This is a genomic window from Thalassospira lohafexi (genome assembly GCF_002844275.1).
GTDB lineage: Bacteria > Pseudomonadota > Alphaproteobacteria > Rhodospirillales > Thalassospiraceae > Thalassospira > Thalassospira lohafexi.
The window spans coordinates 277,870-298,936 of sequence record NZ_NXGX01000001.1 but is presented as its reverse complement, the minus strand read 5'-3'; the positions used below and the strand labels follow the sequence as shown (position 1 = coordinate 298,936).

20 protein-coding genes are annotated in these 21,067 nt (G+C 51.7%); 12 read left to right on the top strand and 8 right to left on the bottom strand.

From position 1 onward, the window contains the following. Window positions 1-16 precede the first annotated feature (16 nt). From COO92_RS01320 to gmd, 4 genes are read right to left on the bottom strand one after another with little or no spacing between them, the layout of a single operon-like run. The gene (locus COO92_RS01320) at window positions 17-1,357 is read right to left on the bottom strand and encodes an N-acetyl sugar amidotransferase (protein ID WP_101299209.1); all 1,341 of its coding nucleotides are present in this window, start codon (window positions 1,355-1,357) and stop codon (window positions 17-19) included. Next, window positions 1,354-2,211 (bottom strand): HisA/HisF-related TIM barrel protein, encoded by an 858-nt coding sequence (locus COO92_RS01315; RefSeq protein WP_101299206.1) that lies wholly within the window; start codon window positions 2,209-2,211, stop codon window positions 1,354-1,356. The genes COO92_RS01320 and COO92_RS01315 overlap by 4 nt, the downstream gene beginning before the upstream one ends. Continuing rightward, a complete protein-coding gene (gene hisH, locus COO92_RS01310; protein WP_022731127.1) occupies window positions 2,202-2,864 on the bottom strand; it encodes an imidazole glycerol phosphate synthase subunit HisH in 663 nt (220 codons plus the stop codon). Before hisH ends, COO92_RS01315 begins: the two co-directional genes overlap by 10 nt. 5 nt (window positions 2,865-2,869) lie before the next feature. Then, on the bottom strand, window positions 2,870-3,913 hold the full coding sequence (gene gmd / locus COO92_RS01305; RefSeq protein WP_101299204.1) for a GDP-mannose 4,6-dehydratase: 1,044 nt from the start codon (window positions 3,911-3,913) through the stop codon (window positions 2,870-2,872). A 329-nt stretch (window positions 3,914-4,242) separates the two neighbouring features. Between gmd and COO92_RS01300 the strand changes: the two genes are divergently transcribed. From COO92_RS01300 to COO92_RS01290, 3 genes are read left to right on the top strand one after another with little or no spacing between them, the layout of a single operon-like run. Next, window positions 4,243-4,935: a class I SAM-dependent methyltransferase gene (locus tag COO92_RS01300; protein WP_101299201.1), complete on the top strand. Its 693-nt coding sequence runs from the start codon at window positions 4,243-4,245 to the stop codon at window positions 4,933-4,935. Window positions 4,936-4,950: 15 nt separating this feature from the next. Further along, a complete protein-coding gene (locus tag COO92_RS01295; protein ID WP_133125023.1) occupies window positions 4,951-5,991 on the top strand; it encodes a glycosyltransferase family protein in 1,041 nt (346 codons plus the stop codon). Beyond that, window positions 5,991-7,088: a glycosyltransferase family 4 protein gene (locus COO92_RS01290; RefSeq protein ID WP_101299197.1), complete on the top strand. Its 1,098-nt coding sequence runs from the start codon at window positions 5,991-5,993 to the stop codon at window positions 7,086-7,088. The genes COO92_RS01295 and COO92_RS01290 overlap by 1 nt, the downstream gene beginning before the upstream one ends. Before the next feature lie 45 nt (window positions 7,089-7,133). On the opposite strand, the gene mntR is transcribed toward COO92_RS01290, so the two are convergent. Then, the gene (gene mntR, locus COO92_RS01285) at window positions 7,134-7,562 is read right to left on the bottom strand and encodes a manganese-binding transcriptional regulator MntR (protein ID WP_022731122.1); all 429 of its coding nucleotides are present in this window, start codon (window positions 7,560-7,562) and stop codon (window positions 7,134-7,136) included. Window positions 7,563-7,703: 141 nt separating this feature from the next. Here mntR and COO92_RS01280 point away from each other — a divergent pair, with 141 nt between their 5' ends. The 5 genes from COO92_RS01280 (at window position 7,704) to COO92_RS01260 (ending at window position 12,773) form a co-directional block, all read left to right on the top strand. Then, window positions 7,704-8,678 (top strand): metal ABC transporter solute-binding protein, Zn/Mn family, encoded by a 975-nt coding sequence (locus COO92_RS01280; protein WP_101299194.1) that lies wholly within the window; start codon window positions 7,704-7,706, stop codon window positions 8,676-8,678. Window positions 8,679-8,775: 97 nt separating this feature from the next. Beyond that, on the top strand, window positions 8,776-9,576 hold the full coding sequence (locus COO92_RS01275) for a metal ABC transporter ATP-binding protein (RefSeq protein WP_101299192.1): 801 nt from the start codon (window positions 8,776-8,778) through the stop codon (window positions 9,574-9,576). A 48-nt stretch (window positions 9,577-9,624) separates the two neighbouring features. Beyond that, window positions 9,625-10,845, top strand: a complete 1,221-nt coding sequence (locus COO92_RS01270; RefSeq protein ID WP_022731119.1) for a metal ABC transporter permease — start codon at window positions 9,625-9,627, stop codon at window positions 10,843-10,845. After that, a complete protein-coding gene (locus COO92_RS01265) occupies window positions 10,842-11,792 on the top strand; it encodes a metal ABC transporter permease (RefSeq protein ID WP_206186336.1) in 951 nt (316 codons plus the stop codon). The genes COO92_RS01270 and COO92_RS01265 overlap by 4 nt, the downstream gene beginning before the upstream one ends. 93 nt (window positions 11,793-11,885) lie before the next feature. Continuing rightward, a complete protein-coding gene (locus tag COO92_RS01260) occupies window positions 11,886-12,773 on the top strand; it encodes a hypothetical protein (protein WP_133125022.1) in 888 nt (295 codons plus the stop codon). A 7-nt stretch (window positions 12,774-12,780) separates the two neighbouring features. Here the strand turns inward: COO92_RS01260 and COO92_RS01255 are convergent, their stop codons facing one another. After that, a complete protein-coding gene (locus COO92_RS01255) occupies window positions 12,781-13,851 on the bottom strand; it encodes a siderophore-interacting protein (protein WP_101299188.1) in 1,071 nt (356 codons plus the stop codon). Between the two features lie 189 nt (window positions 13,852-14,040). Here COO92_RS01255 and COO92_RS01250 point away from each other — a divergent pair, with 189 nt between their 5' ends. The 4 genes from COO92_RS01250 (at window position 14,041) to COO92_RS01235 (ending at window position 18,559) form a co-directional block, all read left to right on the top strand. Further along, window positions 14,041-14,892, top strand: a complete 852-nt coding sequence (locus tag COO92_RS01250; protein WP_101299186.1) for a GNAT family N-acetyltransferase — start codon at window positions 14,041-14,043, stop codon at window positions 14,890-14,892. A gap of 361 nt (window positions 14,893-15,253) precedes the next feature. Further along, window positions 15,254-16,024: a MotA/TolQ/ExbB proton channel family protein gene (locus tag COO92_RS01245; protein WP_022731114.1), complete on the top strand. Its 771-nt coding sequence runs from the start codon at window positions 15,254-15,256 to the stop codon at window positions 16,022-16,024. Between the two features lie 39 nt (window positions 16,025-16,063). After that, on the top strand, window positions 16,064-16,996 hold the full coding sequence (locus COO92_RS01240; RefSeq protein ID WP_101299184.1) for an OmpA family protein: 933 nt from the start codon (window positions 16,064-16,066) through the stop codon (window positions 16,994-16,996). 93 nt (window positions 16,997-17,089) lie between these two features. Then, a complete protein-coding gene (locus COO92_RS01235) occupies window positions 17,090-18,559 on the top strand; it encodes a pentapeptide repeat-containing protein (protein ID WP_101299182.1) in 1,470 nt (489 codons plus the stop codon). 4 nt (window positions 18,560-18,563) lie between these two features. Here COO92_RS01235 and COO92_RS01230 read toward each other — a convergent pair whose 3' ends face one another. Together COO92_RS01230 and mutL are read right to left on the bottom strand one after the other, a co-directional pair. Then, window positions 18,564-19,076 carry a GNAT family N-acetyltransferase gene (locus COO92_RS01230; protein ID WP_101299180.1) on the bottom strand — a complete coding sequence of 171 codons (513 nt, stop codon included), beginning with the start codon at window positions 19,074-19,076 and terminating at the stop codon, window positions 18,564-18,566. A gap of 12 nt (window positions 19,077-19,088) precedes the next feature. Continuing rightward, window positions 19,089-21,014, bottom strand: coding sequence for a DNA mismatch repair endonuclease MutL (gene mutL, locus COO92_RS01225; protein ID WP_101299178.1), 1,926 nt, complete (start codon window positions 21,012-21,014; stop codon window positions 19,089-19,091). Between the last annotated feature and the right edge of the window lie 53 nt (window positions 21,015-21,067).

Genomic DNA, 21,067 nt, shown 5'->3' with positions numbered 1-21,067 from the left:
CAGTTTTTGCAATACTTCACTGAATGTCCTCCAGTGCGGATATGCTTGGCTTATGACTTCCAAAACAGCTGTCTGGCAGTACAGAACTTGCCACAGGAGACTCTGGCCCGAAACCTTCGACATATCCTTTGCCGATCAAAACATAACTATTCGGGTTATTGTCTGGTTTCCGTGAACCGGTCTTGACAAAATCGGTCCAACTCTCAAGCTGTGAAAGCTGGGCACGTTGATCAAATTCGGCGTCCAGTACTGAGCTTTTCAAAGACCATTTCCCATCCTCGAACGCCCAAGCCTTAGGGTCTCGAAGCGCATCCACATGCTCGAAAAGTTCAGCTTCGGGCATCCCCAACCAATTACAGAAGATTGATGTGTCTTCAGGCACCTCATCTGATTGATGCAGACGCACCAATTCCAGCCCCTGTTCTCTGGTCATCCTGCGCAATCTGATTTCTCGGCTAGCGTGGTCAGTCACCTTGCCGTAGCCAAACTTCCGGTATTTGATAAGATCGTGTAGCCCAGAGTAGTGGTATGAGTCGGTGTCGCTATAAGTATCGAATGTCCTTTTCTGGGGCGCGGTCTCATAGCCAAATATCTTGATCATCAACTCATTCTGCGACTTGGTATCCCAACGCAAGAAGTTATTGAGATATATTCCCCGCACCCCAATTGCTTCGAGCTCCTCATCATCCGGATATGTGAAAGGGCGGGTGTTGTAGTTCAAAAGGTCAGACGTATCAGCGGCGAGATCAGAAATTTCGACCCCCATCAAATCATGATCTTTTCGATATTTGCGCGTCATCTCTACCTTTTGCAGATGAGAGAACATACCAACCTGATCAATCCCTTGATGCGCACCCCAAATAATCAAAGGCACACGATATTGTACGGCGGCCCTTACCGGCCATACTGTCTGCCCCGCCAACACATGCCAGTAAATACTACCCAACTTTTGGATACTTGCTCTGGTCACGGCTTTCACTGTCTCTGATGACACGTTCAAGCCGGTCAAGTCGCAATCAAATGCTTGGCGCATATACGCCAAATTTCGGGTGGCCAGTTCTGTATTATAATGCCCGTTGTAGTAAACAAGCAAAGGCCTCAATCCGAGCACATGTTTTACAACATGCACGACAAACCAAGAGTCTCTGGCACCTGATACAGGAACGATGCAATCATAACTCATTCCTGATCGGCTTTTAAACGGCTGAACCAGTCGCTTCAATTCTTCAAATCTGGCTCCCCAGTCCAGAAGATCTTTCTCTTCATGCACCCTACAACCACTGCAAATCCCATCATCATCAATAATAAGATTTAGTGGATGGTTCTCCGGATATAGGCAGCGGTGGCAGTATCTCATATTACTTCCCGGTCAACTTTGATGAATCCAAGGTCGTCCAGATAACTCTCCGAACGTTTCAGAAGTCGGTCCTCTGTGGATATTGGCACCAACTCATACTTACACCGGCCACTAGATCGAAGATCGTGCCCCATTCTCTGAAGCTGTTTTTTGATCAGCATTACGCTATGTTCACAGTGATTGAGTATGTTCCCAACAACAACAGCTGATGCCTCAGTCATATTCAGGCACTCTGCGATATGCTCAGAACGCCCGACCCCGCCCATTGCGATAACGGGGATTTGAACACGGCGACTAACTTCCGCTATCAAATCGCAATCCAGACCACAAGCCAAACCATCCCTGTCGGTTGACTGTATCAATAATTCTCCGACCCCAAACTTCTCTGCCCTTAACGCATAGTCCAAGACCTCGTCTCGGGAGACTATCGAACCATCCCGGGATGCAATGTCACTCTTTTTTGAAGAGTAATCGATACATGCGACGAGAGCCTGAGCACCAAAACTATCAACAACCTCGTGAAAGAGGCTTTCTATAAATTTGCTCCGGATCAGAACCTTGTCTGCACCTGCAGCAATAATCTGGCGCACCTGATCAAGAGATGTTACGCCGCCGCCGTAGCATAATGGAACAAATGCCTTTGCTGCGACACGCCTGATCATTTCGATATCTGGACCTCTTTGCGTCCGATTACCCGAAATATCCAAAAGGCATATTTCATCAATACCCCAACGATTCAGAAACTCGGACGAAACCTCTGGGCTTCCAACAGGTAAATGCCGGCGGAACCCGAAACTTTGCACCGCAATACCGTCTCGAACGAGGATACTTCCGCCCAATCGTTTCAACAGCATTGTTCAACACCAGCAGACTTGGAAGACAAGACGATGTTCGTGAAATTTCGTAGCATAACGAGACCGGTTCTTTGGCTTTTCTCAGGATGAAACTGGGCGCCGAAAATATTGTCTTTTGCCAGCATAGAGGTGAATGAACCGAAATAGTTTGTCTGTGCCAATGCATCCGGGCAAGAAGCAGGCAAGGCAAAGCTATGATCAAAATACACCATCTCTCCGTCTTCTATTCGGCTGAGCATCCCATGCTCCGGCACGAGGCGCGAAATCGTATTCCAACCAACCTGAGGACGGCGAACCGGATGCTCTCCACGCCATCCGTCGGCAACAGGCACAACACACGAATTGATCCACCCCAAACCCTCGATACCGTCGCTTTCGCTTGAGCCGCGAGCAAGCAGATGCATTCCAAGACAGATCGCAAAAAGTGGCTTTTTCTTTTCTATGACCTCAAGCTGCAAGGCCTCAACAAAACCACCAGCTCTTAAATTATCCATGGCCTTGCCGAAACTACCCACCCCAGGAAGTATCAGACCATCAAATTCACGCAATTCTTCCGGAGTCCCGGTAACTACCGATTCAACGTTTAGAAAATTTAACGCGGATTGAACCGATCCAAGGTTGCCCATCCCGTAATTGACAATACCAATTCGCATTGAAATCACTCTCCGGAGCAAACGATTTTCAAATCACTTTCGACCATTTCTTTAACCAAGTCTTCGAAACACGTGGTCGCCGACCAACCCAGCTCGGCCTTTGCCTTAGAGCAATCACCAAGTAAGAAATCAACCTCTGTCGGCCTGAAATAACGCGGGTCCACTTCAACCAAGCATCTGCCACTGGCGCTATCAAGGCCCTTTTCGTCAACGCCTTTCCCAACCCACTCTATTTCGAAGTTAATATGTCGAAACGCCAGTTCTACAAATTCACGCACGGAATGTGCTTCCCCGGTCGCGAGCACAAAGTCATCTGGCTTCTTATAATGCAAGATGCGCCACATACCCTCAACATAGTCTCGGGCATGTCCCCAATCACGTTTCGCATCAAGGTTGCCTAGATACAATTTGTCCTGTTTGCCAAACTTGATCGCAGCAACAGCTCTTGTAATTTTCCGAGTCACAAAGGTTTCGCCTCGGATAGGGCTTTCGTGATTAAACAAGATGCCGTTGGAAGCGAAAATTCCGTATGCTTCCCTGTAATTTCTCACAATCCAGTAAGCATATAGCTTTGCTGCCGCATATGGGCTTCTCGGCTGGAAAGGTGTCCCCTCACTTTGGGGCGCTTGAGCATCCCCATAAAGCTCGGAAGTCGAGGCTTGATAAAACTTGGTCGTTTTCTCTAGTCCTAGAATCCTTATAGCCTCAAGCAGACGAAGTGTGCCAAGGGCATCTGCATTCGCTGTATATTCAGGAGTTTCGAAACTGACATGCACGTGACTTTGGGCGGCCAAATTGTAGATCTCGTCAGGTTGAGTATCCTTGATAATTCGGATTAAATTTGTTGCGTCAACCATGTCCCCATAATGCATGGTAAACGTACGATTTTCTTCGTGCAAATCCTGATATATGTGTTCAACACGGCCAGTGTTGAATGATGAAGACCTTCTTCGGATACCGTGGACGTTGTACCCCTTATCCAGCAATAACTCGGCCAGATAGGCACCATCCTGACCTGTCACTCCCGTTATGAGCGCAGTTTTACCCATAGAGAAAATCCCCATTTTTCGCAAAAATTATTCAGACTGGTGTTGTGGCTATCTTTACGCAGTTTCTCAAGTATTATTTCATAAAGTCATGGTCTGTATATCGTGTGGATATACCATGCTGAACCATGGATTAAGCCAATTGCACCAAAAAAGACGAGGCATCTTCCAAAAGCTAAAAAGTGCTAACTTCAAACTTTAGTTACCGTCGCCCCGCATACGTCAACGTCTCCAAGCCAGCCTGCTATCAAGTCGTCAAAAAGTTTGTTGTTATCGCTAACAAATTGTAAAACCCAGAAATCTCGCGCGACCAATACTATTGAGGGACCAAAATGAGTTTTTCTAAACTAGTTCTTCGTAAAATATTATTCCAATTTCCGTCATGGTTAGAAAAGTTTTCTCATGTAAACAGAAGCCTTCGTTTTCAGAATTTTGAGAACCGGTTCCTCGGAAAACTCGATTTGTCCAATAATCGTCAAGATCTTCATAGCACCATTCGAAGAAAACTGGGGAACATACCAATTGATTACTTTGAATTTGGTGTATATTCTGGAAAATCTTTCCTTCCATGGCTTGAGGAAAATAAAAATCCTTCCAGCAAGTTTTACGGATTTGATACATTCACAGGTCTACCAGAAGATTGGGACAGGAACAGACCAAAAGGGACGTTCGATACAAACGATACGGTTCCTGACACCAAAGGGGATCACAGGGCTACCTTCATCAAAGGAACATTTCAAGAAACATTGTATAAATTTCTTGATAACTACGTTCGCGCGGAAGACATACATCTAATAATTCATATTGATTGCGATATTTTTACTGGTGCTATTTATTCGTTGTTTGGTATCGAGCCTTATCTGAAATCTGGCGATATCATAATATTCGACGAATTCAAGGATCATAATAACGAGTTTCGTGCATTTGAGATTTTCACTTTAAGCACCAATATTGAGCTACAGCCCTTCTTAAAATCAAAATCAAATAATCAATGGGCATTTGCTGTGCATAGAACAGTCTACTGACTTCTGGAGCATTAATTGGTGAAGATCTGCATAGGATATAAGGTCGTCTCCGGTCCATGGGGTGGAGGAAACAGTTTTTTCTCTTCTCTCACCCGAGAACTATCAAAGGCCGGCCATATCGTCGTCAACAACTTAAATGATGACGATATTGACGTAATTGTTATCACCGACCCCAGATACGGTCGCCGCAACAAGTCCATCCCCTTCAGCTACAGAGCTGCTTGGCTCTACACCCGAGAAATCAATCGCAATTGCCTTATTGTTCACCGTATCAACGAGTGTGACGAGCGGAAAAACACGAGGCACATGAATCAGTTGCTGAAAAAATGCAACCAAGCTGCCGACTACACGGTATTCGTAGGTTCTTGGTTGAAGTCCCTTGACCTTTGGCAAGGTCCGAAGCGAATGCCAAACTCGGTCATACTAAATGGCTCAGATCAGGACGTCTTCAATCGCAAGGGATTTGTACCATGGAATGGCTCGGGTCCTCTAAAGCTTGTCACCCACCACTGGGGAGGCAACTGGATGAAGGGCTTTGATATTTACGACCATATTGATCAGATGCTTGCCCAGCCAAAGTGGAAAGGAAAAATTGAGTTTTCCTATATTGGCAACACGCCAGATGGTTATAAGTTTAAAAATGCTAGACTTGTTGAACCTTTGTCAGGAGAGGCGCTGGCGGATGCACTACGAGAAAACCATGCCTATGTAACCGGTTCTTTAAATGAGCCCGGGGGCAACCATCAAAACGAAGGCGCGCAGTGTGGCTTACCTGTACTGTATCTTCGAAGTGGCTGCATGCCCGAATACCTCAGTGGTCACGGACTGGAATTTACTGACAAGACTGATTTTGAGTCAAAACTTCTGGAATTGATTGAGAATTACGAGCTATGGGAACAAAAAACCAAAAGTTATCCTCATAATTCTTACAAATCTTGCCAACAATGGATTTCTCTTCTTGAGAATATAATCAAAAAGAAAGAGAGCTTTCTGCTCGATAGAGATGAATACAAAATTGGTATCTGGCGGAAAATCAGAAATATCTGGCGTAAATAATGTCTAAAATCGACAGCAATTATAAGCAATCGCTCCGATGGGCGTGGAGAGCCATTCAAACGGTGATTTCATTCTTACCCAAAAGCAGGAATGGCATTTCGGTTTGGTACGGAGGAGCGCGCGCTGGCGATATTGGCGGCCCCTTGGTGAAGGTCAAACGCCTTAAAGAACATTTCCCTGAACAAAGATACAGACACTCCATTGTCTATACGCTTTCAAATACTCCTTATTTGACAAAACTTGCATTTAAATCACTCAAATCAAAGAACATACCGATTGTGCTGAATCAAAACGGCGTTTTTTACGGGGCCTGGTTTGACGGCGATTGGCAAGAAAAGAACAAGGAAATGTCGATTGCGTGGATTAATGCCGACCATGTTTTTTGCCAAAGTGAATTTTGCCTTCGATGTGCTGAAACTTTTTTGGGTAACCGAACAGGCGAGACAGAAATTTTATATAACGCTATAGATCTGGAACATTTTTCTCCAAGCACTAGCGTTTCTCAAGACAGAGAACCAACATTTCTTGTTACAGGAAAGTTCGATAGTCACATGTTCTATCGGATTGAAGCCTCTTTGAGAGGCTTCGAAATAGTGCGCAATTCGGGCCTAAATGCCAAAATAGTAATTGCCGGCTGGATGTCAAATGACTGCCTTAAGAAGTGCAATCAACTAATAGACGCGCTGGGAGTAGAGGAGCACACCTCCTTATTAGGAAGCTACACGCAAGAAAATGCACCCGATATCTATCGTTCGGCCGATGTTTATCTAATGCTAAAACACAATGACCCTTGCCCAAACACCGTTTTAGAATCACTCGGGTGTGGATTGCCCGTCCTGTACTCAAATTCTGGCGGCGTACCCGAACTTGCTCCCGGTCTTAGCGGGCACCCACTTGAAGTCGATCAAAGCTTTGAGAAGACGTACACTCCTAGCCCCGAAGTGATCGCAATGGGTATGGAAGCGATACTCCAGAACCTACCTGAAAGAAAAATCGCTGCACGTAGGCGGGCAATAGAGGCCTTTGACATCAACAAATGGGTTCATCGCCACAGGAAAGTTTTTGATACTCTTCTAGCGAAAAACCGGACCCGATAGCCAACAATACAGCCTACTCTTCCGCAGACTGATTACCGTTCATCTTTAGGAGGAAATTGCACTTTCAAACACCCGCAAAGTCTCCTCACTCACATGATGCTCAATCCCTTCGGCATCAAACTCTGCCGTATCTGGATCAACGCCGATGGAGACGAGGAAGTTATAGACGATCTGGTGGCGGTCGCGACATTTTTTGGCGAGCGTTTCGCCTTTTTCTGTCAGAAAGATTGAGCGGTATGGGCGCGAGGTGACAAAACCGTCGCGTTCCAGGCGTTTGATGGTGTTATTGACCGTCGCGGCCGTGACGCCGAAGCGTTCGGCGAGCGCGACAGAGCGGGCCTCGCCTTCCTCATTGATCAAATCGCCAATCATTTCAACATAATCTTCGGTGACCTCGCGAGCATGTGCGTCGCGCAGGCGGGCAAAGACTTCGGCCTTGTTATGGCGCGGATTTAACGTCGGCTTATCGCCCATCGGTCTCTCCAAACAGTATCTCCGAAATCTTCATAACAACTAAGTGCTTAAAAATCAATTTAGCCTTGACTAACTTTAAAAGTCCGCACATAGATAGTGGGTATTCTATTGAATGATTTTAACTTGCTGTCGGGACCCGTCATGACCCTTCGAAATGTTGCACGCCGTCTTTGCCTGATCACCATCCTTGGTGTCTCTGCCCTCGGTGCTACCGCTGGCATGGCCATGGCCAAACCGCTTAATGTTGTCGCGACCACATCCATGATCGCCGACGCGGCCCGTCAGATTGCTGGCGATCGGGCCGAGGTCACGGCCTTGATGGGCCCCGGGGTTGATCCGCATTCGTACCGTCAGACACGCAGCGACATTGCCGCCATGGCACGCGCTGACCTTGTCTTGTGGCATGGTCTTTATCTTGAAGCGCAACTCGAAGAGTTTTTCCTTGATCTGGAAAAGCGCCGCAATGTGGTCGCAGTTGGCGAAGCCATCGACAAGAGCAAGCTTTTGAGTCATGCGGATTACGATGGCCGGTATGATCCGCATGTCTGGATGGACCCGCAGTTGTGGAAAACCGTAGTTGGGGCTGTACGTGATGCACTGATCAAATCCGATCCCGATGGCAAAGCGATCTATACCGCCAATGCCGACAAACACATTGCGGATATTGAAAAGCTGATTGGCTATATGAAGTCGGTCACCACGTCTGTTCCGGAAAAAAGCCGTGTGCTGTTGACCGCACATGATGCCTTTAGTTATTTCGGGCGCGGGTATGATTTTGAGGTTCTGGGCATTCAAGGCATTTCAACCGAATCCGAGGCTGGCCTTCGCCGGGTCGAAGAGCTGGTTAACATCATTGTTGATCGCAATATTTCGGCCGTGTTTGTCGAAAGCTCGGTGCCTGAGCGCAATGTGCGTGCCCTGATCGAAGGGGCCGAGGCCCGTGGGCAAAACGTCATCATTGGTGGTACACTGTTTTCCGATGCCATGGGAGAACCGGGTACCTATGAAGGCACCTATATCGGTATGATCGATCATAACACCACCCTGATCACCCGTGCGCTGGGTGGTGATGCGCCTGAAACCGGCATGCAGGGTGAACTTGCACCAAGCTCGTAACGTAAAGACCGCAAGTGCCAAACAGATAAAACATTGATAAAATCAGTGATCAAATGCACACAGCGTCGGACCACGGACAAAGCAACAGGAAAATCTCATGCGTAACGCCGAACTGATTGCCGAGGCCGGAAAGATTGTTGATGTCGCAGGCAAGGACGCACCGCTGACCGTGCGCGGCCTGACGGTTTCCTATGGCAACAAACCGGCTGTATTTTCGGTTGATGCCTCCATCCCCGCCGGATCCATGACCGCCATCATCGGCCCGAACGGGGCGGGGAAATCAACCTTCCTGAAAGGGGCACTTGGTGTGGTGCCGCGCCTGTCGGGTGAAGTGCGGATTTTTGGCAAACCGTTTCACGAGGCGCGCGATCGGGTGGCCTATGTGCCGCAACGCGCCAGTGTTGATTGGGATTTCCCGGCCCGGGTGATTGATGTCGTTCTGATGGGGCTTTATGGATCGGTCGGTTTGCTCCGCCTATGGCGGGCACGCCACCGCGAACAGGCCATGGCCTGCCTTGACCGGGTCGGCATGAATGATTTTGCCGACCGGCAGATTGGTCAGCTTTCGGGCGGACAGCAGCAACGCGTGTTTCTGGCCCGGGCGCTGGCGCAAAATGCCGAGTTTTACTTGCTTGATGAGCCGTTTGCCGGGGTCGATGCCGCGACCGAACGCGCCATTGTCTCGGTTCTTAAAGACCTTAAATCCGAAGGCCGCACGGTTGTCTGTGTGCATCATGATCTTTCGACCGTGCCGGAATATTTTGACCGCGTGTTGCTGATCAATGTACGCCGCATCGCCGAAGGCCCGGTGGATACGACCTTTACCGCCGAGAACCTTCAGGAAACCTATGGCGGGCGTCTAGCCGCCACCCATATCGACGAGTTGCGCCTCGCCTGATTGAGGCAGCCTGAGACAAGCACAGCACGGTAACGCAAAGATCGCACCATGAGTTTTCTCGATTATTTCATAAGCGCCCTGTTGTTGCAGGCCGGATATAACAGCGCCCTTGTCGCAGTTGGTGCCGGGTTACTTGGCCTATCAGCGGGCAGTGCCGGGGCGTTTATTTTCCTGCGCAAACGCGCGTTGGTGTCCGATGCGATCAGTCACGCCACCCTGCCCGGTGTTGGCTTGGCCTTCATGATCATGGTGGCCTTTGGGTCTGATGGCCGCTGGTTACCCGGATTGATCATTGGATCGGCGATTTCATCGGCGATTGGCCTGATCCTTGTCGAATGGATTACGCGCAAAACCCGCCTGACCGAGGATGCGGCGATTGGTGCGGTGCTGTCGGTGTTTTTCGGGTTTGGCATTGTCCTTTTGACCATCATCCAGACCATGTCATCTGGCCGTCAGGCCGGACTTGAAAACTTCCTTTTGGGGTCGACGGCCGGCATGTTGATTTCCGAGGCGACCACCATTGCGGTTGCTGGGGCCCTTGCCGCCGCATTCGTCTTTTTGCTGCGCCGTCCGATGACGCTTGTGGCGTTTGATCCGGAATATGCCGCGACCACCGGGGTCAATGTGCGCAATATTGACCTTGCCATGATGGGCTTGGCCCTGATTGTTACCGTGATCGGGCTTAAGATCGTCGGATTGATCCTGATTGTTGCGCTTTTGATCATCCCACCAGTCACCGCCCGCTTCTGGACCAATCAGGTCGGCCCGATGATCGGCATTTCAGCCCTGGTTGGCGGGATATCGGGCTACATCGGTGCGGTTCTGTCCGCCGCAGAGGCCTCCATCCCTACGGGACCGATCATTGTGCTCGTGGCGTTTGGCTTTTTCATGATTTCCGCATTGTTTTCCCCGTTACGTGGTGCGCTGGCGTCAGCGTTGCGCCATCAACGGTTTCAGCGCCGCGTCCATCGCCGTCAGGGACTTTTGGCCCTGTCCCGGCGTGAACCAATCTATGACGGATTGACCCTGCGCATCCTGCGCCGGTCTGGCATGATCCGGCGTGATGGGGTCGCGACATTGCGCGGGCGTACTGCATCGGAAAAGGCATCGCGCGATGAAGCACGCTGGGCCATGGCGCGCCGTATTCTGCCCGATGATTCAGCGATTGAACGCTATGACGGGCTGACCCCGATTGAACGGATGATGACATCCGACCAGATTGCCGAGATCGACCGCATGCTTGCCGAGAAGCAAGGAGCATCCGCATGATCGACAATCTGATGACCGCCCTTGGTGCCGAGTTTGTCCAACTGAGCCTAACACCGACCCTGATTGGTATTCTGGCCGCTGTTGCCTGTGCGTTGCCGGGCAATTTCCTGTTACTGCGTCGTCAGGCCCTGATTGGGGATGCGATCAGCCATGTTGTCCTGCCGGGTATCGTTGCGGCCTTTCTTGTCACCGGCACGATCACGGCGGTGCCGATGATGCTCGGTGCCGGGGCGGCCGCGATTGTCGCCGTTGTCATGATCGAGATTGTCAAACGTCTGGGTCGGGTTGAACCGGGGGCGGCCATGGGATTGGTGTTTACCACCTTGTTTGCCGCCGGTGTGCTTTTCCTAGAAATAACCGATACCAGCTCGGTGCATATTGATGTGCAGCATGCGCTTTTGGGTAATCTTGAAAGCCTGATCTGGTTTGATGCAGAAGGCTGGCAGTCGCTTGTTGATCCAGCCGCCTTGGCGACCCTGCCACCGCAATTGCCGCGCCTGGCGTTGGTTCTGGTCGGGATCGGGTTGTTTATTGTTCTGTTCTGGAAAGAACTTAAAATATCGACCTTTGACGCCGCCTTTGCCGGGGCGATTGGTATTCGCACAGGACTTCTCAGCTTTGCGCTGGTGGTCGCCACCGCGATTGCCGCCGTGGCAGCCTTTGACGCGGTCGGGTCGATCATTGTGATTGCGATGTTTGTCTGCCCACCGGCAAGTGCGCGGTTGATGACCAACCAGCTTGGCCGACAGGTTGGTTGGTCCGTCGTCTTTGCAACGATTTCGGCCATTCTGGGCTATGTCTTTGCCGGATATGGGCCGGGGTGGTTCGGATCCCCCTATGCGGTCAGTGCGGCGGGCATGATTGCCACGATTTCCGGGATCATCATGCTGTTGGCTTGCCTGTTTGGGCCGCAACGCAAGCGGGTCGGTCAGCAGGCAGAAGCCTAGGGTAATTTTCTCCTCGCCCAACCAAAACCCATCGCACATACTCGTACGATGCAAATTGTTCGGGTTTTCAATCACCTTGTGATGATGATGTGCATGCTGATGTCTGTCGCGACATTTGCACAGGCACAAACGGATGGCACGTCCGAGCCTGCCACTACAAAGATCAAAAACGACCTGAAATCATATGGCGATATCGATCTTTATGTTTTCAAAGACCGTGCGGCGTTTCTAGCCATCATGGATGACACCCTTGGTCTGGAAAATATCGCCAGCCCGGAAAAGGCATTCGCCAAACTGCCCCGGTCGCCCTTTACCATCACCGGACGAAAGAGTGGCAAGCAAATACCGTCCTGCCAGATTTTTGTGCCCGCCAATATCGCACCACAAAGTGGCAACGAGATTTTCGCCCAGTTGATGCGTGGGTGGTTTGGACAATCTTTGACCTATCAAAGCAGTGCCGAGCAAACGTTTGAGTGGCTGATCCACCACGAAGCGCGTCACTGTATGCCGGAACATTTCGGGGACGGAGATGCCAAAAGCCATGCCGATGAAGTTGATGCCGATATTTTCGCGTTTAACGCCTTATCCAAAACGATCAAAAACCCAAACGGACTTGCTGCCGATATCATCGCCTTTCGCATGATCACTGCGGCCCTGTTTGCCGATGCCAGCCATATGACCGGCCTTTCAGTCAAATACGGGCTTACGGCCATAGACCCGCAAGAGACGCTGACGGCAGATCAGGAAATCGTGGCGTTCAGGTCGGTACGGAAACTGGTTTTTGCCCGCGCACGGGCCCTGGCAACCGGGGTTAATCCGACCAATCGCGAACTGACACGCGCGGTAACCGAACTGCGCGAAGAAATAGACCAGGGCGGACTTACCCCCCCATCGCCTTTGGTTTCGGAAATCCTGATGGATCTCGATGATGCGATTGCACATCTCGCGCCAAAGCTTCATCAGTCCGTTGCCACCCGTTAATCGTTAATTATCCTCGACCGGCCTTGCGCCAGAACGTCATGGCCAGACATTGATCACGCGTTAATCCGATGTCCTTACGCCAGAAATTGTGGATCGGTTTATAGTCATCCTGTTCGACCCCGGCCCAGCAATAGACGCTGTGTGCGTCCTTCGGGATGGAGATGACGCGCACAGCATCCTGAATGAGACTGTGTTCAACATCATCACCACAGTCGCGTAACAGCCAGCGGACTTCAATCGCACTGTCGGTGGCGATGTCGCTGATGTCATCCTTGCTACCGACCTCGATCATGGCATGGCCTTTGACGTGGGGCGGCATGGCATTAAGATAGCGGCTGATCGCCGGAAGGGCGGTTTCATCCCCGGCGAACAACATCCAGTCCGCATCAGGCAATTCGTTGCCAAGCGGCCCGGTCATGGCGACCAGATCGCCTGTGCAAGCATGTATGGCAAAGGATGATCCCGGCCCATTATCGCCATGCACGACAAAATCAACATCCATCCAACCCGCCGCGGCATCAATATCGCGGATGGTATAGATGCGCTGTTCGATGGCATTTTCGCCATGGGGCCAGACCGGCATGCCATTATCGGCAAGCGTTGGCCATTTTGGGGCCACCTGCCCGCGCGGTGGGATCAAAAGACGGATATGGATGCTGTCGGTGTCATAAGCCGCAAGATCCGCCCCATGCAGCCTGATCCGGCGCATGTGGGGCGAAAGATCGGTCATTTTGCCGACGGTAAGTTCGCGAAAATTGGGCAGCTTGCCGTTGCTTTTCCCGGCCCCCTTCCAGCGGCAATCAAGATTTGCCTCGGGCAATGCGCCCTGGAGCAACGAAATGATCGCTGATTTCATCTGGATAACGCCAACGTCGCTGGTTGCGCCGACCTCGATATCCAAACCAGCATCGTTGCAGGCAAGATGAACATGGCCGATGGATACCGAAACCCTGATGGCGTTCGCATCGCCCTGCACATCGCAGTCATGGCTTTTGTAATAGTCTGATGCACGCGCGATGATCGCAGCACTGTCAGGAAGGGTTATGCGGGTTTTGGCGGTTAAAACAGGTGATGGCATGGGGCTCTCGGCAGGATGCAGGTGTATTGATGAATACATATGCTATTGAGAATAACACTGATATTCATTCTTAACAAAATTTCTCATGAAATAGCAACTGCCATGTTAGATATTTAGACAAATACATAGACCCACGCTGGCGCGCATGTGTATCGCCCGGCAAGCTCCTGAAAGTATAAAGACCCGACCATGATCGATAAAATCCGCCGTCTCAAACCGTCTGAATTCGCATTGGCCGTTGAATGGGCTGCCAAAGAAGGCTGGAATCCCGGCCATGCTGACGCCGAGGTATTTTTAAATACTGATCCTGAAGGCTTCTGGGGCGCGTTCGATAAAAAGGGGATGGCAGCGGTGATATCCGCCGTGCAGTACAGTTCCGATTTTGGATTTGTCGGATTTTATATCTGCCGCGAAGACCGCCGTGGATCGGGCCTTGGATACAAGTTGTGGCAAACGGTTTTAAAAGACAACCCGCTTAAAACCATCGGACTTGATGGCGTTGTCGATCAGCAAGATAACTATCGCAAATCCGGTTTTGAATTTGCCCACCGCAATGTCCGATATGGCGGCATCGTGAACGCCCAAAGCCCGGAAAATGACGATCTGTTTGATCTGTTGATTGATGATATCGCCGTCATCAATGCGTTCGAGCAAACCTGCAAGCTGTTTGCCGAAAGCCGGATTGAATTCCTGCGCGGCTGGATTGGTGCTGAAAACCACACGGCGATTGCACTAAAGGGCCCGATGGGGTTGCGCGGATATGGCGTCATTCGCCCCTGTGAAGAGGGTCACAAGGTCGGTCCGCTTTTTGCCCCAAACCCCAAAGATGCCAAGGTGCTGTTTGACGCCCTTTTAGCACGTCGCGCCGATCAGGGTGGCAAAGTATTTCTCGATGTCCCCGAACCCAATCAGGCGGCAATTGAGCTTGCCAGCAGCCATGGCATGCAGCCTGAATTTGAAACCGCGCGGATGTATAAAGGCCCGGCACCGGCACTTGACCTTGATATGACCTTTGGCATTTCATCGTTTGAATTAGGGTAATTATCCTTACGATGGGGTTGAGGCTTGGCTAAAAGTCTGGCAACAAACATTTAATGCCAAAAGTATAGATCGACCTAACCCAATGCCATAGCTTTACAGGCAGTTTGTAGAGTTCCCGGGTCGATCACGGTTAGTGGCGGGAAAAGTTGTCAGATTTTTTATGGAAAAAGGACGCCACAGCCCCCAACTCTTTGAAAGGGGGACTAATCGACATTCAGGCCACAATCATAAACCGAAGAAGACTTTTCGCCCGACATCTGTGACGCGACGCACCGCCTCGTCCATCCGGGGCACGGATTTATCTGCTGCGGCTGATCAGGTGATACAAAAACAGTCATAACGCTGGACACCAGAAACCGATATGGATATTGCGACACTCATTGGGATCCTTGCCGGATCAGGCGTTATTGTTGGCGCTATTTTGATCGGTGGTAATCTTGGTGCTTTTGTTGATGTGCCGTCTATCATGGTTGTGTTTGGCGGCACAGCGGCCGCAACCCTGATCAAGTTTCCGATGCGCGATGTGATCAAGTCACTCAAGATCGGGATCGGCATCGCCTTTAAGAACCCCAAGGAAGACCCGCTTTCGATCTATGAGAAAGCCATCGAACTTGCCGGTCTGGTCCGCAAAAACGGGTTGCTTGGTCTTGAAACAGCAGAAGTCGACAATGAGATCATGGCGCGTGGCATTCGCATGTGTGTCGATGGTCACAGCGGTGAAGTGATCCGAAGTTCGATCTCAAGCGAAGTTGAAAAATCCATTCAAAATGATGAGCTCGGGGAACTGATGTTCCGCGGGATCGGCGATACCGCGCCAGCATTTGGCATGATCGGCACACTGGTTGGTCTGGTGCAGATGCTGGCCAACCTGTCTGATCCTGATGCGATTGGGCCGGCGATGGCGATTGCCATGCTGACAACATTCTATGGTGCGGTTCTTGCCAACCTGATTGCGCTTCCGATTGCTGACAAGCTGGCGCTTAAGGTGGATCGTCTGAAAAACACCAAACAATTGATCATTGAGTCTGTCGTTCAAATTCAGGGCAGCCAGAGCCCGATGGTGATGAAGGAAATTCTGGGTCCCTATTTGCCCGGTGGCGTCCCCAAAGATGCCGAAGGCGACGGGGAATAATCATGGCATCCTCTTTCATCCGGAACATGGTGTAAGGCCATGGCAAAGAAACCCTCAGCAGGCGCCCCCGCATGGATGGCGACATTCGCTGATTTGATGTCGTTGCTGCTTGTTTTGTTCGTCCTTTTGCTGACCTTTGCTGAGATGGATGTCATCCGTTACAAGCAAATCGCAGGGTCGATCAAAGGTGCCTTTGGTTTTTCCAAGGAAGACCAGCTTGCCGGTGTGATTGAAATGGACGGGTCAATTCTCGGTATGGCCTTAAAGGCACCAACGCCTGACACCCCACGGGTTGTTGCAGAAATCCCCAAAGCCGAAACGCCGAAAGTCGAGATCGATCAGACCGACAGCAAGGAAGAAAAAGCCGAGGCCCTTGAAGAAACACTCAGCACCGTTCTTGAAAACATGGGGCTTAGCGATCAGGTCGGGCTGGAACGCATTGATGGCGATGTGATCGTCAGCTTTCCAAATGAGCTGGCCTTTCCGTCGGGTTCTTCGGGCATGACAGAAGAATTCGCCGCCATCCTGAACCGCGTCACCCCCGTAATCAACCAGACCGAAGGTGAAGTTCATATCGCAGGCCATACCGATAATATTCCGGTTTCGTCTTCATCTCCCTATATATCAAACTGGGACCTTTCGGCGGCACGGGCGACATCCGTTTTGCATCACATGATCGACCAGAACGGCACAGAGCCGTCGCGAATGGTCATTCAGGGATATGGCGACAGCCGTCCGATTGCGACAAATGACACCCCGGAAGGACGATCACAAAACCGCCGGGTTGCCATCACCATCGAAATGGTCGAAAGCAACAAACCAGATGGCGCTTCAAATGGCAGCGGGGCATCCCCCGGTCAGAATGGAGAGGGCACTGCCCCGAACGACAGCTCGACCCAAGACGGTCAGGCAGCCCCCGAAGAAGAACCGACAATGCGACGCCGCACGTTTAGCATTCCGGGTAGTCAGTGATCGGCATATTTAACCAACTGCGCAGTGAACCGCGTGGCAGGGACGAAACCAGCGCTGCTTAACGCGGTTGGCAACAATAGGAATTCACGCATCATGACGATGCAAGAGAACAACATTAAAACGATCCTGTATGCCGACTACAGCGAACGCAACATTCGTTCCGCCAAGGAAGCGATTGATCCGCTTGGATTTGGCGACTTCATTCGCTGCGACGACCGTGAAAAAACCATTGAACTCGTGAGCTCCTTAAAGCCCGACATCGTTCTGGTTGGTCTTTATCTTGACGGCATGCGCGGCATTTCGACCATCCGTTCGATCCGCGAAAGCATCACGGCGACCAACCGCCACGGCAAGGATGTCACCATCCTGCTTGGTGCACCAAAACTTGATCGACGCGCCATGCGTGAAGCCGTTGATGCCGGTATAGAAGGCATCTTCCGCCAGCCGGTTGATCCGGCACGCTTACGCAAGATCATTACATCCGTGATGAAAAAGCCGCGCCGGTTTGTTCTTCAAGATGATTACTTCGGCCCCGCACGGCCACAGGACTTGGCCAAAGACGAGACCGTACCGTCACCCGAGGACGAAAGTGTTTCAGAAACCAAGCAGCGCCGGCATAGCGACAAGGCCCGCGCACCGGCATCTGCGTCCGTCACGATCAAACCAAATGGCCGGCGCCGCAGCGATACTGCTGTGAAACCTGAGCCAACATCCCAGCCAGACAGCACGAACAAACAAACTTTTGATGATGGCGAACTTGCCGGTGTTGCTAATCAAGACAAGGAATCTCTTGATGCCCGCAACATCAAAGCGGCAATTGCCGCGCGCGCGCTTTTAAAACCAGATCTTGTGCCCAAAAAGCCAAAGCCGAAATCAAAACCACAGAAGGTCGCGGCGGAAACCCCAGAAATCGAAGAAGACACAGTCCCGGTTGAAGAAAGTCCAAAAGAGCCCGCCAAAGAACAACCGATCCCTGCCGTTTTAAAAGAGGCAGACGTTGCCGGTGAGCCTGAGAGTGAGGTTGACGCCGAGCCCGAGATTGATGAAGAGGAGCTTGTTGAAATTGATCTGCAAGAAGCCCTTGTCGATCACAAGCTTTGGGTCGATACCGGCGGCAAGGAAGGGTCGGTCATGGCAATTGAACATGCCGATTTGCGCGATGCGGACCTGGAAGGTATTGACCTGAGCCGATGCGGGCTTCGTTTTGCGTCTTTCAGAAACGCCAATTGCAAGAATGCGGTTCTTAGGCGGTGTGACCTGACCGCGGCTGACTTTGTTCAAACCAACCTTGAAAGTGCCAACCTTGCCGCCAGCCGTTTATCCGGCGCACGGTTTAATGAGGCGACGCTGCGTAATACCGTGTTTCTGGGTTCCGATTTGTCCAATGCCTGCTTTAAGGGCATGCATCTGATTAATTGTGATCTCAGCGGCACGAACCTTGCCGGGGCGGATTTCAGGGATGCGGATTTAAGCGGTGCCAATGGCTTGTTTGCCGAACAGATCCAGCGCGCGCGCGTCAACACCAACACCCGCCTGCCCCGCAATTTGAAACTGCGCAGTTAATCGCTTAAAGCTCGCAGACCATATGTAAACTTGGAAAAGTAAAGTCGGATGCAAAGGGGGCTTCAAACGTTCCGATGATTTCAAAGCCAAGCTTTTCGTAGAACCTGCGTGCAGACAGGGTTGAATAGCATTCAAACCGGGTTGCCGCATGGGCTACCTTCGCATCATGCACACAGCGATCAAAAAGCACCTTTCCCAACCCCTGACGGGTAAATTCCGGATCAACGGCAAAATGGCGTACATGCGCCAATCCCGGCTGAACGGACTTTTCCGAAGTTCCGGGGCGTACGGCGGTCCATCCACCTGCCGCGATCACGCGTTTGCCTGTTTCCTTCACCAGATAATAACTGCACGACGACATTAATTCTGGCTTGGCAAAAGACAGAAACGGCATAGCGCGGGCAAGAACATCCGGCGCGTAGTCGTCTTTAAGAAGCTGGGAATAAGACCGGGTAAACAATGCACTGATCGCATCTGCATCTGAAAGGGATGCAATTTCCACGATGCGATCTGCCATTGGTTTTAATCCCTATCTGCGACCAAACATCTTTTCGATGTCGTGAAGTTTCAGTTCGACATAGGTCGGGCGGCCATGATTGCACTGCCCGGAATGCGGGGTGGCTTCCATCTGACGCAGCAATGCGTTCATTTCATCGGCATTCAGCTTTCGCCCGGACCGCACCGAGCCATGACAGGCCATGGTCGCGCAGACATACATCAGCCGGTCTTTAAGCAACATGCCCTGCCCCAGTTCGGCAATTTCGTCGGCCATGTCACGTACAAGCGATGCCACATCCACCTTGCCCAGCATCGCTGGCACTTCACGGACCACAATCGCACCGGGGCCAAACGGCTCGATCACCAACCCAAGTTCGGCAAATTCGTCGGCCCGGTCGCCAATGCGATCTGCTGATGCCTCATCAAGTTCGACCACCTCAGGCAAGAGCAATCCCTGTCGCTTGACCCCGCTTTCGGCCAAGTCGGCCTTCATCCGTTCATAGACAATACGTTCATGGGCGGCATGTTGATCGACAATCACCAAACCGTCGCGGGTTTGCGCGATGATATAATTGGCATGCACCTGCCCACGCGCCGCCCCCAAGGGATGATCGACAAACTTGGTATCATCGGTCATGTCAACACGTGCCGATGGCCCGACACCGTCATAGCCCCCCGCAAGGGCAGCCGCCGCCGCAGCGGCAAAGCCACCATTTGCGTCCGGTGTACCGCCAAAATCGCGTCCACGATCAAACAGCCCACCATAGCCCGGCGATTGGGCGGCATAGTTGCGTTCTATTGCCGCGTGACTGGGGGTATTGGCCTGATATTGGCCGATGTTAAAACCACCACCGCCAGATGATCGCGCCCTGCCGCCATAGGGCAGACTTGGTCCTTCGCCTTCGCGGCGAGCGGCCCCCAGCGCCATATCAGCCACTGTGGTGGATGCCCGGTGCCCGGCACCGGCCAGCGCATGTTTAAGCGCGCCGACAATCAGGCCGCGTACCATGCCCGGATCGCGAAAACGCACTTCTGTCTTGCCCGGATGAACGTTAACGTCAACATCACGTGGAGACAGTTCGAAAAACAGAGCGAGTAACGGATGTCGATCACGTGCGAGGAAATCCTGATAGGCGCCGCGTACCGCCCCTTGCAACAGCCTGTCCTTGACCGGGCGGCCATTGACGAACAAAAACTGCATCTGGGCATTGCCGCGGTTTAAGGTCGGCACCCCGGCATAGCCGGTCAGCTTGATGCCTTCGCGTTCGGCATTGATCTGAAGCGCGTTGTCCTGAAATTCGCGCCCCATCACCGCACCAAGCCGTTTAAGCCGCGCATCAAACAAATCACCTTCGCAGGCCGGGTAATTCAGGATCGATTTGTTGTTATCGCCCGACAGGGTAAAGCCGACATCGGGCCGCGCCATCGCCAGACGGTCCATGATTTCACGGGCATACATTTGCTCGGTGCGCGCGGTTTTTAAAAACTTCAGCCGTGCCGGGGTGGCGTAAAACAGATCGCGCACCTCAACCCGCGTGCCATATGGGTGGGCTGCTGGTTCAGGCTCCCCCTTGGCACCGCCTTCAATCAAAAGCGTCCATGCGTTTTCCGCACCGCGCACCCGGCTGGTCAGGCGCATCCGCGAGACAGAGCCAATCGACGGCAGGGCTTCCCCGCGAAACCCCATAAAGCCGATATTGAAAAGATCATCGTCGGGCAGCTTTGACGTCGCGTGGCGTTCTACCGAAAGGGCGAGTTCTTCGGGTGTCATGCCACGGCCATCATCGGTGATCGACAACAATGTCCGCCCGCCATCACGCAAGTTGACATCCACCCGCGTCGCCCCGGCATCCAGCGCATTTTCCACCAGTTCCTTGAGCGCGGCCGCGGGCCGTTCGACCACCTCACCGGCGGCAATCTGATTGATCAGGTTCTGGGGCAGGACGCGCAGGGTCATGTGGGCGATGCTCGTAATCTTGATGTGTTGATCTTGGTTGAGTTGAACCTATC